This window comes from Roseicyclus marinus (assembly GCF_030163795.1).
In the GTDB taxonomy this organism is placed as follows: Bacteria; Pseudomonadota; Alphaproteobacteria; order Rhodobacterales; family Rhodobacteraceae; genus Roseicyclus; species Roseicyclus marinus.
The window spans coordinates 16,269-30,452 of the sequence record NZ_JASJOF010000019.1; the positions used below are offsets into that span (position 1 = coordinate 16,269).

Annotated in this window: 10 protein-coding genes and 1 pseudogene; all 11 read left to right on the plus strand. The window is 63.0% G+C overall.

Translation table 11 applies throughout. The annotated features are described in order from the left end of the window. Nucleotides 1-247 precede the first annotated feature (247 nt). A complete protein-coding gene (locus QQK63_RS17265) occupies nucleotides 248-2,971 on the plus strand; it encodes a nitrate/nitrite transporter (RefSeq protein ID WP_227428541.1) in 2,724 nt (907 codons plus the stop codon). A 64-nt stretch (nucleotides 2,972-3,035) separates the two neighbouring features. After that, entirely contained in the window at nucleotides 3,036-6,794 is a 3,759-nt protein-coding gene (locus tag QQK63_RS17270; protein ID WP_109565321.1) for a nitrate reductase subunit alpha, read from the plus strand. Continuing rightward, nucleotides 6,791-8,317, plus strand: a complete 1,527-nt coding sequence (narH, locus tag QQK63_RS17275) for a nitrate reductase subunit beta (RefSeq protein WP_050930785.1) — start codon at nucleotides 6,791-6,793, stop codon at nucleotides 8,315-8,317. Before QQK63_RS17270 ends, narH begins: the two co-directional genes overlap by 4 nt. Then, nucleotides 8,317-9,021 carry a nitrate reductase molybdenum cofactor assembly chaperone gene (gene narJ, locus QQK63_RS17280; RefSeq protein WP_210730707.1) on the plus strand — a complete coding sequence of 235 codons (705 nt, stop codon included), beginning with the start codon at nucleotides 8,317-8,319 and terminating at the stop codon, nucleotides 9,019-9,021. Before narH ends, narJ begins: the two co-directional genes overlap by 1 nt. Before the next feature lies 1 nt (nucleotide 9,022). Beyond that, nucleotides 9,023-9,808 (plus strand): respiratory nitrate reductase subunit gamma, encoded by a 786-nt coding sequence (narI, locus tag QQK63_RS17285; RefSeq protein ID WP_109565322.1) that lies wholly within the window; start codon nucleotides 9,023-9,025, stop codon nucleotides 9,806-9,808. A gap of 5 nt (nucleotides 9,809-9,813) precedes the next feature. Continuing rightward, complete coding sequence (locus QQK63_RS17290; protein WP_277822454.1) at nucleotides 9,814-10,608, plus strand: peptidylprolyl isomerase; 795 nt, start codon at nucleotides 9,814-9,816, stop codon at nucleotides 10,606-10,608. 20 nt (nucleotides 10,609-10,628) lie between these two features. Then, nucleotides 10,629-11,198, plus strand: coding sequence for a hemerythrin domain-containing protein (locus tag QQK63_RS17295; protein ID WP_277822456.1), 570 nt, complete (start codon nucleotides 10,629-10,631; stop codon nucleotides 11,196-11,198). Next, a complete protein-coding gene (locus QQK63_RS17300; protein WP_277822458.1) occupies nucleotides 11,188-11,820 on the plus strand; it encodes a carbonic anhydrase in 633 nt (210 codons plus the stop codon). Before QQK63_RS17295 ends, QQK63_RS17300 begins: the two co-directional genes overlap by 11 nt. After that, nucleotides 11,817-13,097, plus strand: a complete 1,281-nt coding sequence (locus QQK63_RS17305) for a molybdopterin molybdotransferase MoeA (protein ID WP_277822460.1) — start codon at nucleotides 11,817-11,819, stop codon at nucleotides 13,095-13,097. Before QQK63_RS17300 ends, QQK63_RS17305 begins: the two co-directional genes overlap by 4 nt. Before the next feature lie 12 nt (nucleotides 13,098-13,109). After that, nucleotides 13,110-13,649 carry a DUF2478 domain-containing protein gene (locus QQK63_RS17310; RefSeq protein ID WP_277822462.1) on the plus strand — a complete coding sequence of 180 codons (540 nt, stop codon included), beginning with the start codon at nucleotides 13,110-13,112 and terminating at the stop codon, nucleotides 13,647-13,649. A gap of 219 nt (nucleotides 13,650-13,868) precedes the next feature. Further along, nucleotides 13,869-14,184 (plus strand): annotated as a pseudogene (locus tag QQK63_RS17315) (IS110 family transposase); the annotation flags it as partial.

Sequence of the window (14,184 nt, forward strand, 5' to 3'; positions counted from 1 at the left end):
ATTTCTACTCAAGTGTTTGATGATTATCGCTATTACGATTGATAAAAGTCAATCATAGATTTGATCTTTTGCGGGGGTGTCGTTGATTTTTGGCTTTGTGGTGGATGATAAATCTCAGCAAGTCATTTATTTCGATATTCTTTTCCGCTTTTTCTGATCCAGATCAAATCCCAGCCGCCTCTCTGGCCTCAGATCTGGCTTTGAACCCCATGCAGGGGGACATAGCTATTATTGCCGGAGACCCGCCATGCAGACCGTTGCAACAGCCTCACGCGCCGATCAGACGCGCGCCTTGAGCCTGAGCACGATCGCCTTCACCGCCTGTTTCGCGGTCTGGACGATCTTTTCCATCATCGGTGTCGCCATCAAGGCCGAGCTTGGCCTGAACGACACCCAGTTCGGCCTGCTGGTCGCCACCCCGATCCTGACCGGATCGGTCACCCGCCTGTTCCTGGGCGTCTGGACTGAGAAGTACGGCGGGCGGCTGGTGTTCTCGAGCCAGATGATCCTGACGGCGCTGGCCACATGGGCGCTGACGCTCGCAGACAGCTACATCATGTATCTGATCGCGGCCCTCGGCATCGGCCTCGCGGGCGGGTCGTTCATCATCGGCGTCGCCTATGTCAGCCGCTGGTATGACGCAGGCCACCAGGGGACCGCGCTGGGTATCTTCGGTGCGGGCAACGTCGGCGCCGCGGTCACCAAGTTCGTCGCTCCCTTCGTCATGGTCGCCTATGGCTGGCACGGTGTGGCCTATGTCTGGGCCGCGGGGCTCGCCATCATCGGCGTACTGTTCTTCCTGCTGGCAAAGGACGATCCCGAGCTGGTCGAGCGGCGCAAGACAGGGGCGAAGGCACCGTCGCTGGCGCAGCAATTCGCACCGCTGAAGAACCTGCAGGTCTGGCGCTTCTCGCTCTACTACTTCTTCGTCTTTGGTGCTTTCGTCGCGCTGGCGCTGTGGATGCCGCACTACCTGATCGACGTCTACGGAATCGACGTGCGCTTCGCGGGCATGGCGGCGGCGTCGTTCAGTCTGTCGGCTTCGCTCTTTCGCGCATACGGCGGCCATCTCAGCGACAAGTTTGGCGCGCGGAGGGTCATGTACTGGACCTTCGGCTTTTCCCTGCTGTTCCTGTTCATGCTGAGCTACCCGCCCACGGATTACGTCATCCAGGGCAAGGACGGTGCCATCGCCTTCTCGACACAAATGGGTCTTTGGCCCTTCATCGTCACGCTCTTCGCTCTGGGCTTCTTCATGAGCCTCGGCAAGGCGGCAGTCTTCAAGCACATCCCGGTCTACTACCCCAAACATGTGGGCGCCGTCGGCGGTCTTGTTGGCATGATCGGGGGCCTTGGCGGTTTTGTCCTGCCGATCGCCTTCGGCGCTCTCCTCGATCTCACGGGCATCTACACGTCATGCTTTGCGCTGCTCTTCGGGCTGGTCGCTATCGCTCTGACCTGGATGCACCTGTCGATCCGCGCGATGGAGCGCGCTGCGCATGGTGAAGTGCTCGACCAGTTGCCGCAACTGCCCGAGATGCAGGACATTCACCACCCCGAACGCACCGCCATGCCGCGCGTGCTGGAGGACTGGCGGCCGGAGGACCAACAATTCTGGGCCGAAAAGGGCCGTGCCGTTGCACGCCGGAACCTGTGGATCTCGATCCCGGCGCTTCTGCTGGCCTTCTCGGTCTGGATGGTGTGGTCGGTGGTCGTGGCTCGCTTGCCCGCCATCGGGTTCGACTTCACCCCGGGACAGCTGTTCTGGCTGGCGGCCTTGCCGGGCCTGTCGGGCGCAACGCTCCGCATCTTCTACAGCTTCATGGTGCCGATCTTCGGTGGGCGGCTGTGGACGACGCTGTCGACCGCTTCGCTGCTGCTGCCCGCCATGGGCATCGGATATGCGGTGCAGAACCCCGACACGCCTTACCTGATTTTCCTCGTCCTGGCCCTTCTGTGCGGCTTTGGCGGCGGCAACTTCGCCTCGTCGATGGCCAATATCGGCTATTTCTTCCCGAAGGCCGAAAAGGGCAACGCACTGGCGCTGAACGCGGGGCTGGGGAACCTCGGCGTGTCGGTCATGCAGTTCCTCGTGCCCATCGTCATCACGGCGGGTGTCTTCGGGGCACTTGGCGGGCAACCGCAGACCATGTCCGACGGCGGTCAGCTGTGGATGCAGAACGCAGGCTTCGTCTGGGTGCCCTTCATCCTCGCAGCGACCATAGCGGCCTGGTTGGGCATGAACGACATCGCAGATGCACGCGCCAGCTTTGCCGACCAGGCAGTGATCTTCGGACGCAAGCAGAACTGGTTGATGTGCATCCTCTACACCGGCACCTTCGGCAGCTTCATCGGCTACTCGGCGGGTTTCCCTCTGCTGACGCGCCTGGCCTTTCCCGAAGTGAACGCACTCAACTACGTGTTCCTTGGGCCGCTCGTGGGGGCGCTGAGCCGCGCTGCCACCGGCTGGATCTCGGACAAGTTCGGGGGCGGTCGCGTGACCTTCTGGACTTTCGCCCTGATGATCGTCGCCACCTTCGGTGTGATCAGCTTCCTTGGATTGGGCTCCTTCGTCGGCTTCTTCGCCTGCTTCATGGCGCTCTTCTTCCTGACCGGTGTCGGCAACGCGTCGACCTTCCAGATGATCCCGGTGATCATGGGTCGCGAAATTCCGCGCCTGATGCCGCACTTGGGTGCTGAAGAGCGCAAGCGTCAGATCGCGATGGAGTCCGGCGCGATCGTGGCCTTCACCTCGGCCATCGCGGCTTACGGCGCCTTCTTCATCCCCAAGGCCTACGGGACATCAATCGCGATGACCGGGTCTGCCGTTGGGGCGCTGTGGGGTTTCCTGATCTTCTACGTGATCTGCGTCGTCATCACCTGGGTGGTCTACACGCGCCCCGGCGGCCTTCTCCACGACATCGAACATGGCCGCACGCCGCAGGGCACCGCAGCCCAGCCCGCTGAATGATTCAGTTGATTTCCCGGGCGGCGGAGCTCGCCGCCCGGACCCAGACACCCGAAAGGACAGCCAAATGAGCCATCTGCTCGACAAACTGAACTTCTTCCAGAGCAAGGAACTGGAGCAATTCTCCGACGGTTGGGGTCAGACCACCCGCGAGGATCGCAGCTGGGAAGACACCTACCGGAACCGCTGGCGGCACGACAAGATCGTCCGCTCGACGCACGGGGTGAACTGCACCGGGTCGTGTTCATGGAAGATCTACGTAAAATCCGGGATCGTCACCTGGGAAACCCAACAGACCGACTATCCGCGCACCCGTGCGGGCCTGCCCAACCACGAGCCGCGCGGCTGTGCGCGGGGAGCCTCCTACAGCTGGTATCTCTATTCCGCGAACCGGGTGAAGAACCCGTTGATCCGTGGTGCGCTGATGCGGGCGTGGCGGAAGATGCGCGAGACGATGACGCCGGTGGCCGCCTGGGCCGCGATCCAGGGCGATCCCGCCCTGCGCAATTCGATCAACAAAACGCGGGGCAAAGGCGGCTTCGTGCGGGCCACCTGGGACGAAGCGACCGAGATCATCGCCGCCGCCAACGCCTACACGGCCAAGACCTACGGGCCCGACCGCGTGTTCGGCTTCTCGCCGATCCCGGCCATGTCGATGGTCAGCTACGCCGCCGGTTCACGCTACCTGAGCCTGCTGGGCGGTACCTGCATGTCGTTCTACGACTGGTACTGCGACCTGCCGCCAGCTTCCCCCCAGACCTGGGGCGAACAGACTGACGTTCCGGAATCGGCCGACTGGTACAATGCAGGTTTCCTGATGCTTTGGGGCTCGAACGTGCCCCAGACCCGGACACCCGACGCCCATTTCTACACCGAGGTCCGCTATCGCGGCACCAAGTCGGCCGTGGTCAGCCCCGACTATTCGGAAGCCGCCAAGTTCGGCGACATCTGGCTGAACCCGCAGGCGGGCACCGACGCGGCGCTGGCAATGGCGATGGGTCACGTGATCCTGCGCGAATTCCACCTCGACCGGCAGGCCGAGTATTTCGAGGACTACGCCCGCAAGTATACCGACATGCCGATGCTGGTTCGGCTGGATGAAAAGGACGGCCACCTTGTGCCGGGCCGGATGCTGCGCGCTGACGACTTCGACGGCAAGCTGGGCGAGGCCAACAACCCCGACTGGAAGACCGTCGCCTATGACGAGGCGTCGGGTCAGATCGTGGCTCCGAACGGGTCCATCGGGTTCCGCTGGGGCGAAGAGGGCAAGTGGAACCTCGAGGAGAAAGCGAAGGGCGCTGAAAGCAAGCTGCGCCTCAGCCAGATCATGGATGGCGATCACGATGAGGTCGTAGGCGTTAACTTCCCTTATTTCGGCGGTGCGGCCACGGGCGATTTCGTGAAATGCGATCACCCCGAAGTGTTGACCCGGAACATTCCGGCGCGCCGCGTGAAACTGGCCGACGGATCCGAAGCGCTGGTTGCCACCGTTTTCGACCTCTTCTGCGCCAACTACGGCCTCGACCGGGGTCTTGGCGGTGACTGGGTGTCCAAGGATTTCAACGACGACAGTCCCTACACCCCCGCCTGGGCCGAAAAGATCACCGGCGTTGAGAGGGAGAAAATCATCGCGGTCGCGCGCGAATTCGCAGGCAACGCCGAAAAGACCCATGGCAAGTCCATGGTCATCCTCGGGGCCGGTCTGAACCACTGGTACCACATGGACATGAACTACCGCGGCATCATCAACATGTTGGTGATGTGCGGCTGCATCGGGCAGGAAGGCGGCGGCTGGTCGCACTACGTGGGTCAGGAGAAGCTACGCCCGCAGACGGGCTGGCAACCTTTAGCCTTCGCACTCGACTGGAACCGACCGCCGCGGCATATGAACTCGACGTCTTGCTGGTACGCCCATACCGACCAGTGGCGCTACGAGACATTGCGCGCGGGCGAGATCCTGTCGCCGACCGCACCCGAGGGCGATTGGGACATCAGTCTGATAGACTATAACATCCGGGCCGAGCGCATGGGCTGGCTGCCGTCCGCCCCGCAGCTCAAGACCAATCCTCTGGAAGTCTCGAAAGCCGCAAAGAAGGCTGGGAAGGAGATCAAGGACTACGTCGCCGAACAGCTGAAATCCGGCGATCTGGAAATGTCGTGTCAGGATCCGGACGCCCCGGAAAACTGGCCGCGCAACCTGTTTGTCTGGCGCTCGAACCTGCTGGGGTCGTCCGGCAAGGGACACGAGTACTTCCTCAAGCACCTCTTGGGCACCGACCACGGGGTGATGGGCAAGGACCTTGGCGAGGAAGGCGGCGTGATGCCGAAGGAGGCCGTCTGGCATGACGAAGCGCCGAAGGGCAAGCTCGACCTGCTGGTCTGCATCGACTTCCGCATGTCCACGACGGCGGTGTATTCCGACATCGTCCTGCCGACGGCCAGCTGGTACGAAAAAGACGACCTCAACACCTCGGACATGCACCCCTTCATCCACCCGCTGCAGGCGGCGGTCGACCCGGCCTACGAAAGCAAGTCGGACTGGGAGATCTTCAAGTCGATCGCCCGGAAGTTCAGCGAAGTGGCGCCCGAGGTGCTCGGCGTGGAGACCGACATCGTCCAGCTGCCGCTTCTCCATGACACCGCCGCCGAACTGGCACAGGCCCATGTGAAGGACTGGAAGAAGGGCGAATGCGACCTGATCCCCGGCAAGACTGCGCCGAACTACATCGCGGTCGAGCGGGATTATCCCAACCTCTACAAGAAGTTCACCTCGGTCGGGCCGCTGCTGGAGAAGCTCGGCAACGGTGGCAAGGGGATCAACTGGGACACCAAGACCGAGGTCAAGCATCTGCGCGATCTGAACGGCATCGTTCAAGATGAGGGCGTGTCCAAAGGCCAGCCGAAACTCGAAACCGCCATCGACGCGGCCGAGATGATCCTGATGCTCGCCCCGGAAACCAACGGCGAAGTGGCCGTGAAGGCCTGGGAAGAACTTGAGAAGCCCACGGGGCAGCACCATACCCACCTCGCGGAGGGCGCACATCACACCAAGATCCGCTTCCGCGACATCGCCGCGCAACCGCGCAAGATCATCTCGTCGCCCACCTGGTCGGGGATCGAAAGCGAAGATGTCTGCTACAACGCGGGCTACACCAACGTCCACGAACTGATCCCGTGGCGCACCCTGACGGGCCGCCAGCAGCTCTACCAGGATCACGAATGGATGCGCGCCTTCGGCGAAGGGTTCGTCAGCTATCGTCCGCCGGTGGACCTCAAGACGATCACTGCAGCCGTCAACAACGACGCGGCTGAGGGCAGCCCGCACGTGGTGCTGAACTTCATCACGCCCCACCAGAAATGGGGCATCCACAGCACCTACACCGACAACCTGCTGATGCTGACGCTGAACAGGGGCGGCCCGGTGGTCTGGATGTCCGAGGTGGACGCGAAGAAAGCCGGGCTGGTCGATAACGACTGGGTCGAGGCCTACAACACCAACGGCGCGCTGACCGCGCGGGTGGTGGTGTCCCAGCGCATCAAGCAGGGGACGCTGTTCATGTATCACGCGCAGGAAAAGATCGTGAACACGCCCGGCTCGGAAAAGACGGGCAATCGCGGCGGCATCCACAACTCGGTGACCCGCGCCACACTGAAACCCACGCACATGATCGGCGGCTATGCGCAGCTGTCCTACGGTTTCAACTACTACGGCACCGTGGGCAGCAACCGCGACGAGTTCGTGATCGTGCGGAAAATGAAGAAGATCGACTGGCTCGACAAACCCGCAAGCCGGTCCGCAACCCAGAACGTGGAGGCAGCGGAATGAGAGTTCGTGCGCAAATCGGCAAGGTCCTGAACCTCGACAAATGCATCGGGTGTCACACCTGCTCGGTCACCTGCAAGAACGTGTGGACGACGCGTGAAGGTGTCGAATACGCGTGGTTCAACAACGTCGAGACCAAGCCCGGCACCGGCTATCCGACGGACTGGGAGAACCAGAAGCGCTGGAACGGCGGCTGGGTGCGCTCGGCCTCGGGCAAGCTGCATCCCAAGCAGGGGTCGAAATGGCGGATCCTGGCGAACATCTTCGCCAACCCGGCCATGCCCGAGATCGACGACTACTACGAGCCGTTCGATTTCGACTACGACCACCTGAAATCGGCGCCCGACATGACCGCGTTCCCGACCGCGCGCCCCCGCTCGAAGATCACCGGCGAGCGGATGGAGAAGATCGAGAAGGGTCCGAACTGGGAGGAAATCCTCGGCGGCGAATTCTCGAAGCGGTCTCAGGACTACAACTTCGATCAGGTGCAGAAGGACATTTATGGAGAGTATGAAAACACCTTCATGATGTATCTGCCGCGCCTGTGCGAGCACTGCCTTAACCCCACCTGTTCCGCCTCCTGTCCCTCGGGCGCGATCTACAAGCGCGAGGAGGACGGCATCGTTCTGATCGACCAGGAGAAGTGCCGCGGCTGGCGGATGTGCGTCTCGGGCTGCCCCTACAAGAAGGTCTATTACAACTGGGACACCGGCAAATCCGAGAAATGCACCTTCTGCTATCCGCGGATCGAAAGCGGCCAGCCGACGGTCTGCTCGGAAACCTGCGTCGGGCGCATTCGCTATCTGGGCGTGATCCTTTATGACGCAGACAAGATCGAAGCTGCGGCCAGTGCCGAGCGCGAGACCGATCTCTACGGCGCGCAGCTCGACGTCTTCCTCGACCCGAACGACCCCGAGGTGATCGCCGCGGCGCGCCGTGACGGCGTGCCCGAAGACTGGATCGAGGCGGCGAAGGTCAGCCCGGTCTGGAAGATGGCGATGGATTGGAAGGTCGCCTTCCCGCTGCACCCGGAATACCGGACGCTGCCGATGGTGTGGTACATCCCGCCGCTCAGCCCGATCCAGAACGCCGCTCAGGCGGGCCAGATCGCGATGAGCGACCAGATGCCCGACGTCCGCTCCCTGCGCATCCCCGTCAAATACCTCGCCAACATGCTGACGGCGGGCGACGAGGAGCCCATCGTTCACGCCCTCGAACGCATGTCGGCGATGCGGCTCTACATGCGGGCCCTCAGCGTTGACGGCGTGCGCGACGAGGCGATTGCCGCCCGGGTCGGCATGTCCGGTCGGGTGATCGAGGACATGTACAAGATCATGGCCATCGCCGATTACGAGGATCGTTTCGCGATCCCCACGGCGCACCGCGAACAGAACGAGCATGGCGCCGACATCCGCGGCGGCTGCGGCTTCACCGACGGCAACGGCTGTTCCACCGGCGAGGCGGGCAAGACGACGCTCTTCGGCGGCAAGAAAAAGAAATTCGCCCTTCCGCAGGAGACCTTCTGATGCTGGACCGTTCCCTGAAAGCCCTGTCGCTGATCCTGAGCTATCCCTCGCGGGAACTTCAGGAGGCGATGCCCGAGATCGGGACAATTCTTGGTTCCGATCCTCGCATCGCCACCGATACACGCGCTGCGCTGCGCTCGTTGACCGATGGCTTCGCAGACGCCGACCTCTACGATCTGCAGGAGAGTTATGTGATGCTCTTCGACCGCTCGCGGACGCTGTCGCTCAATCTCTTCGAGCACGTTCATGGCGAAAGCCGGGACCGCGGCGGTGCAATGGTCAGTCTGATCGAGACCTACAGGGCAGGCGGGTTCGAGCCCGCCACAACGGAACTGCCGGATCACCTGCCGGTGCTGCTGGAATTCCTGTCGACGCGTCCCTTCGCAGAAGTGCAGGAAACCTTGGCGGACGCGGCGCATATCATCGATGCTCTCGCGGCCCGGCTCGTCCGGCGCGACAGCGGATATGCCGCCGCGTTCGCCGCTCTTTTGCAGCTGTCAGGTGACAAGGCCGACGCCGAAGCGGTGGCCGACATGCTGGCCCAGCCCGATGATGATCCGACCGACCTCGCGGCGCTCGACGCTGTCTGGGAGGAAACGGAAGTCACCTTCGGCCCAGATCCGAACGCCGGTTGTCCGCAGGTCCGCGACATGCTCGCGGCGATGGACAAACCGACCCCGCAACAATTGAACAGGAGTGCATGACATGTTCGGCGACTTCGACATCAACTTCGTCATCTTCGGGGTCATGCCCTATGTCGCGCTGACGATCTTCCTGGTGGGATCGATCGTGCGCTACGAGCGGGACCCCTTCACCTGGAAGAGTTCCTCGAGCCAGCTCCTGCGTCGCAAGCAGCTGATCTGGGGTTCGATCCTGTTCCACGTTGGCATCCTGACCGTGTTCTTCGGGCACCTTATCGGCCTCTTCACGCCGATCTGGGTGCTGGATGCCATCGGCATTCCCTATGCGCTGAAGCAATGGATGGCGGTGCTGATCGGTGGCCCGGCTGGCATCGCCGCCCTGATCGGATCGACCATGTTGATCCATCGCCGCCTGGTCGATCCGCGCATCCGCGTGACATCGACTTTCCCCGACATCCTGATCATGGTCCTGATCTGGCTTCAGCTTGCCATCGGCCTGCTGACGATCACCCAGACACTGCAACACATGGACGGGTCGGAAATGGTCCGCTTCATGACCTGGTCGCAGAGCGTGGTCAGCTGGAACATCAACGCCTGGGTCACCGTCGTCGACGTGCACTGGCTCTACAAGCTGCACATCTTCCTCGGTCTCATCATCACGGCGCTGTTTCCGTTCACGCGGCTCGTCCACATCTGGTCCGGTTTCGCCGCGCCGTTCCGCTACCTGCTGACGCGGCCCGGCTACCAGATCGTGCGGTCGCGGCGGCATCGCCCGCTCGAGGAACGCCGCCGCGCCTATGACAAGGTGCAAGCCAAGCGCGGTCCTACCGCCACGACGCCAGCGGAGTGAGCCAGATGAACGTGGCCCTGTTTCCCGATGTCGTCGTGAACGGCGAAACCATCCCCTCGGCGGCAATCGCCGCCGAGGCCCAGAACCACAGCGCCCCTAAAGACAAGCCGGGGATCGCCTGGCGCAAGGCCGCGCAAGCATTGGCGATCCGTGCACTGCTGTTGCAAGAGGCGAAGCGACGGGGGTTGACGGCCGACCCGCTCGAGCTGGCTCTTGGGCGGTTCGAGACAGACGACGAAGCCCTGATCCGCGCCCTGCTGGACGAGGCGCTGGTGATCGAACCCGTCGGTGAAGAGGCCGTGCGCGCGGAATGGGAGAAAGACCCCGCCCGATATCGTTCGGCACCGCTCTGGGATGTCTCGCACATCCTGTGCGCCTGCGATCCGCGCGACGAAGCCGAGTGCGCCGCGGCCGAGGCACGGGCCATTGCCCTGCTGGCGCGACTCGACGGCGATGCCAAGGGATTTGCCGCTGCCGCGCGCGAAAGCGATTGCGGTTCGAAGGCTTCTGGCGGCCATCTGGGTCAGCTTGGCCCCGGCGACACCGTGCCGGAGTTCGAGGCAGCCCTGCGCTCCCTGACCGAAGGGGCCGTGACCCCGGCGCCCGTGTTATCGCGCCACGGCTGGCATATCATCCGACTGAATGCCACGGCGCCGGGGCAGGTGCTGCCCTACGACACCGTTCGGCCGAAGATCGCGCAGGCGTTGGAAAAGGCAGCCTGGGCGCGCGCCTCGCGCGCCTTCGTGGAGAGCCTCGGTCAAGGGGCGCAGATCTCCGGCGCAAGCCTGACGCCGATCTGAACCACGCGAAAGGACGTGTGATGAAACCGTCAGAGACAGTGACGCGCGGAAGTGGCGACAAACCGACGAGTCCGAGCCTGCTCGCAAATCCTCTGGACTTCATCAGCGAAGACCACCTGCGCGAACGTCAGATTTGCGCAGTTATCGACGCGCTGGCAACGGCGGACGCTTTCAATCGCCAAGAAGCGACAGCGGTGCTGCGCTTTGTGAACGAGGAACTGAACGTCCACCTGCGCGACGAGGCTGAGGACCTGTTCCCGCTTCTTGCCCGGCGCTGCACAGAAGAGGATGCGATTGAGGGTGCGATCGACCGGATCAGGGCCGATCAGGATGAGGCGATGCGTCTGCTGCCCGAAGTGCGAGCGATGCTCTCTCGTTGCCTCGATAGAGGGGCCGATCTGTCCTCCAAGGAGCGCGGGGTGTTGTCCAGGTTTGCGGGGCACGTGCGGCGCCACCTCGTTGCCGAAAACGCGATCCTCTTGCCGATTGCCCGCGCCCGGCTGACCCGGGCCGATCTGCGGATCCTCTCGAAACACATGCGCTCAAGACGCGGGCTGCCAGATTTCCCGGAGACGACCGATGTTGAATGACCTTCTGACGCGCAATGTGGCGTGGTCGAAAAAACGTCACGACGAAGAGCCTGACTATTTCACCCGCCTTGCCGCCCTTCAGGCGCCCGAGTTCTTCTGGATCGGCTGTTCGGACAGCCGGGTGCCGGCCAACGTGGTCGCGGGGCTGGATCCAGGCGAAGTGTTCGTCCATCGCAACGTCGCCAACATCGTTCATTCCTCGGACATGAACCTCCTGTCGGCGCTGGAATTCGCGGTCGATGCTCTGCATGTTCGCGAGATCATCGTTTGCGGCCACTATGGCTGCGGCGGGGTCAAGGCCGCGACCGAGGATCTGCCACACGGTCTCGCCGATCACTGGCTCGAGCCGATCCGGCGCCTGGCCCGCGCTTACGCGGTCGATCTGGGGCGCGAACCCGACCTCGAAGGACAACGTGACCGGCTGGCCGAACTGAACGTCGTCGAAGGCGTTCGGCGTGTCTGCGAGACGCCGATCCTGCAGAAGGCATGGCGCCGCGGAGCCGATGTCCGCGTGCATGGCCTGATTTACGGGCTCAAGGACGGGCGCCTGCGCGATCTCGATTGCAGCATCGGGCCCGGGCATTTCCAGCCTACCCATTCCGCCGAGGAGGCAGCACAATGACCATCCATCAAGCCATCGCGTCACCGGGCTGCGGCTGTGACAGTCAGGACATGCGCCATGCGCTGATCAGCATCGACGAGGCCCTTGCCCGGATTGCGACGCATGCATCGCCAGTCAGTCGAACCGAGGCCGTGCAGGCGGGCAGCGCCCTTGGCCGCACTCTCGCGCTGCCGGTCCGGTCTCGGTCCATGGCCCCGGTTTTCGACAATGCCGCGATGGATGGCTATGCCATCGCAACATCCGCCCTGACGGGGCACGGTCCATGGGACCTGCGGGTGATAACGCGCGTACCTGCCGGGCAGGAGACGACGACATCGGTCGCAGGAGCTGCGGTGGCCCGGATCTTCACGGGCGCGCCGATCCCGGGCGGGGCCGATGCCGTCGTGATGCAGGAGGATGTCTTGCGCGACGGAGATTTCATTCACCTGTCCCGCCGTCCTCAACCGGGCCTGAACATCCGCCGTGCAGGCAGCGACCTGGCCAGGGGCGTGACCGTTCTGGACAAGGGCCAGCGGCTTGGCCCGAAAGAGATTGCCGTCTGCGCCGCCGCCGGCGCAGGCATCCTTCGTGTCCGGCGCAGGCTGCGCGTGGCCCTCTTGGTTACCGGCGATGAGGTCCGTCGCGCCGGGGGGGCGCGCGAGGCCGCCCAGATCTGGGACGTCAACACACCGATGCTGATGGCAAGCCTTGCAGCTGCGGGCGTCGAACTCGTTGCATCGGCCCATGGTGCCGACAGCCGCGCAGACCTTGTCCGTCAATTGGGCGACATGGCGGCGCAAGCTGACCTTGTCATCACCACGGGCGGTATCTCGGTTGGGGAAGAAGATCATGTGAAGCCTGCCTTCATGGCGCTCGAGGGCGAGGTCTTGTTCAGCGGCGTCGCGATCAAACCGGGCAAGCCCGTGTCAGTCGGGCACATCGGGAAAGCCTATTGGCTTGGTCTACCCGGCAATCCGGTGTCTGCCTTCGTCACCTGGCAGGTGTTCGGAATGGCACTCATCCGTGCCCTGACCGGCGAACGGACTGGCGCCCCGACCCGGCGACACGTCGTGACCGCAAGCGAAATCCGCCGCAAGCGAGGGCGCTGTGAACTCCGGCCCGCCACGCTGGCCGGGTTCGATTCCCATGGCCGCGAGATCGTCAGTTTCGAGGATGCCACCCATTCGGCGCGTGTCGGTCTGCTGTCCCTCTCGGACGGGCTGATGTTTCTGCCCGCCGATGCCGAATGCCTGCCAGCCGGTGCGCTGGTCGAATTCCAACCTTTCTGCCAATCCTGAAGGAGCCCGGATATGAAACTTGCCTACACAATGGCGCCGGGACGCGGCGATACCGATCTGGTGCTTGAACGGCTGGCAGCGGCTCTCGCGGCCCGGGGTCTCAGGTGCTGCGGGACCGTCCAGATCAACAGCGAGCGCGCCGAAGCCGGTCCCTGCGACATGGATGTACGGGTGTTGCCGGGTGGCGCGATCTTGCGCATTAGTCAGGATCTTGGCCCGCAGGCGCGCGGGTGCCGCCTCGACCCGGCTGCACTTGAAACGGCCGTCGGACTGGTCGCGGCTGGCCTGTCATCCGGCGCGGACCTCTTGATCGTCAACAAGTTCGGCAAACACGAGTCCGAGGGGCGCGGGTTCCGCAGCGTTATCGCCGAGGCGGTCGCGATGGATATCCCCGTTCTTGTCGGCCTGAACGCGCTGAATCGGCCAGCTTTTGAAAGCTTTGCTGAAGGAATGGCAATCGGCTTGCCGCCTGACGCCGCCGAATTGATGGATTGGGCCGTGCGGGTCACTGAAAGCAACGCAATGACAGAGAGTGATTTTGCAAAAGCATAGGTTCCGGGGATAACAGGTGCTTTTGCCAATGCTGCCCTCGTTTGCCGAATTGAGGAATTCGTGTGAAACATCTTTTGCGATGTCAAAGTTGGAGTTTCCGCTTTTCCTTGTTTCAGCTGCGGACATGCCATGCTGTAGAAGGTCCGCTAATGGGATGTGCCGACTGCTTCACCCGCGGTGATAGCCTCTGAGGGTCACCGCCAAGGAGGAGGAGCAACGATGACAACCGCGACCAAACACGACCCTTCGACGCTTGTAGTCATCGGCGTCGACATCGGGAAAGACGTCTTTCATCTCGTCGGTTTCGACGGAAATGGCCAACGTGTCCTGCGGCAGAAGATCAAGCGTCTTGCACTGACCAGCACCTTCGAGATGCTCCCGCGTTGCATTGTCGGCATGGAGGCTTGCCTGAGCGCGCATTTCGTCAGCAGGACATTGCGCGCAATGGGCTTCGAGCCGAGGATTATCCCGGCGATCTACGTCAAGCCGTTCAACAAAGGGCAGAAGAACGACTACAACGATGCCGAGGCGATCG

Coding starts and splice junctions, on each gene's coding strand:
- QQK63_RS17300 (WP_277822458.1), top strand. CDS start 11,188: ATGTTGAATGACCTTCTGACGCGCAATGTGGCGTGGTCGAAAAAACGT.
- narI (WP_109565322.1), top strand. CDS start 9,023: ATGTTCGGCGACTTCGACATCAACTTCGTCATCTTCGGGGTCATGCCC.
- QQK63_RS17265 (WP_227428541.1), top strand. CDS start 248: ATGCAGACCGTTGCAACAGCCTCACGCGCCGATCAGACGCGCGCCTTG.
- QQK63_RS17305 (WP_277822460.1), top strand. CDS start 11,817: ATGACCATCCATCAAGCCATCGCGTCACCGGGCTGCGGCTGTGACAGT.
- QQK63_RS17295 (WP_277822456.1), top strand. CDS start 10,629: ATGAAACCGTCAGAGACAGTGACGCGCGGAAGTGGCGACAAACCGACG.
- QQK63_RS17270 (WP_109565321.1), top strand. CDS start 3,036: ATGAGCCATCTGCTCGACAAACTGAACTTCTTCCAGAGCAAGGAACTG.
- QQK63_RS17290 (WP_277822454.1), top strand. CDS start 9,814: ATGAACGTGGCCCTGTTTCCCGATGTCGTCGTGAACGGCGAAACCATC.
- QQK63_RS17310 (WP_277822462.1), top strand. CDS start 13,110: ATGAAACTTGCCTACACAATGGCGCCGGGACGCGGCGATACCGATCTG.
- narH (WP_050930785.1), top strand. CDS start 6,791: ATGAGAGTTCGTGCGCAAATCGGCAAGGTCCTGAACCTCGACAAATGC.
- narJ (WP_210730707.1), top strand. CDS start 8,317: ATGCTGGACCGTTCCCTGAAAGCCCTGTCGCTGATCCTGAGCTATCCC.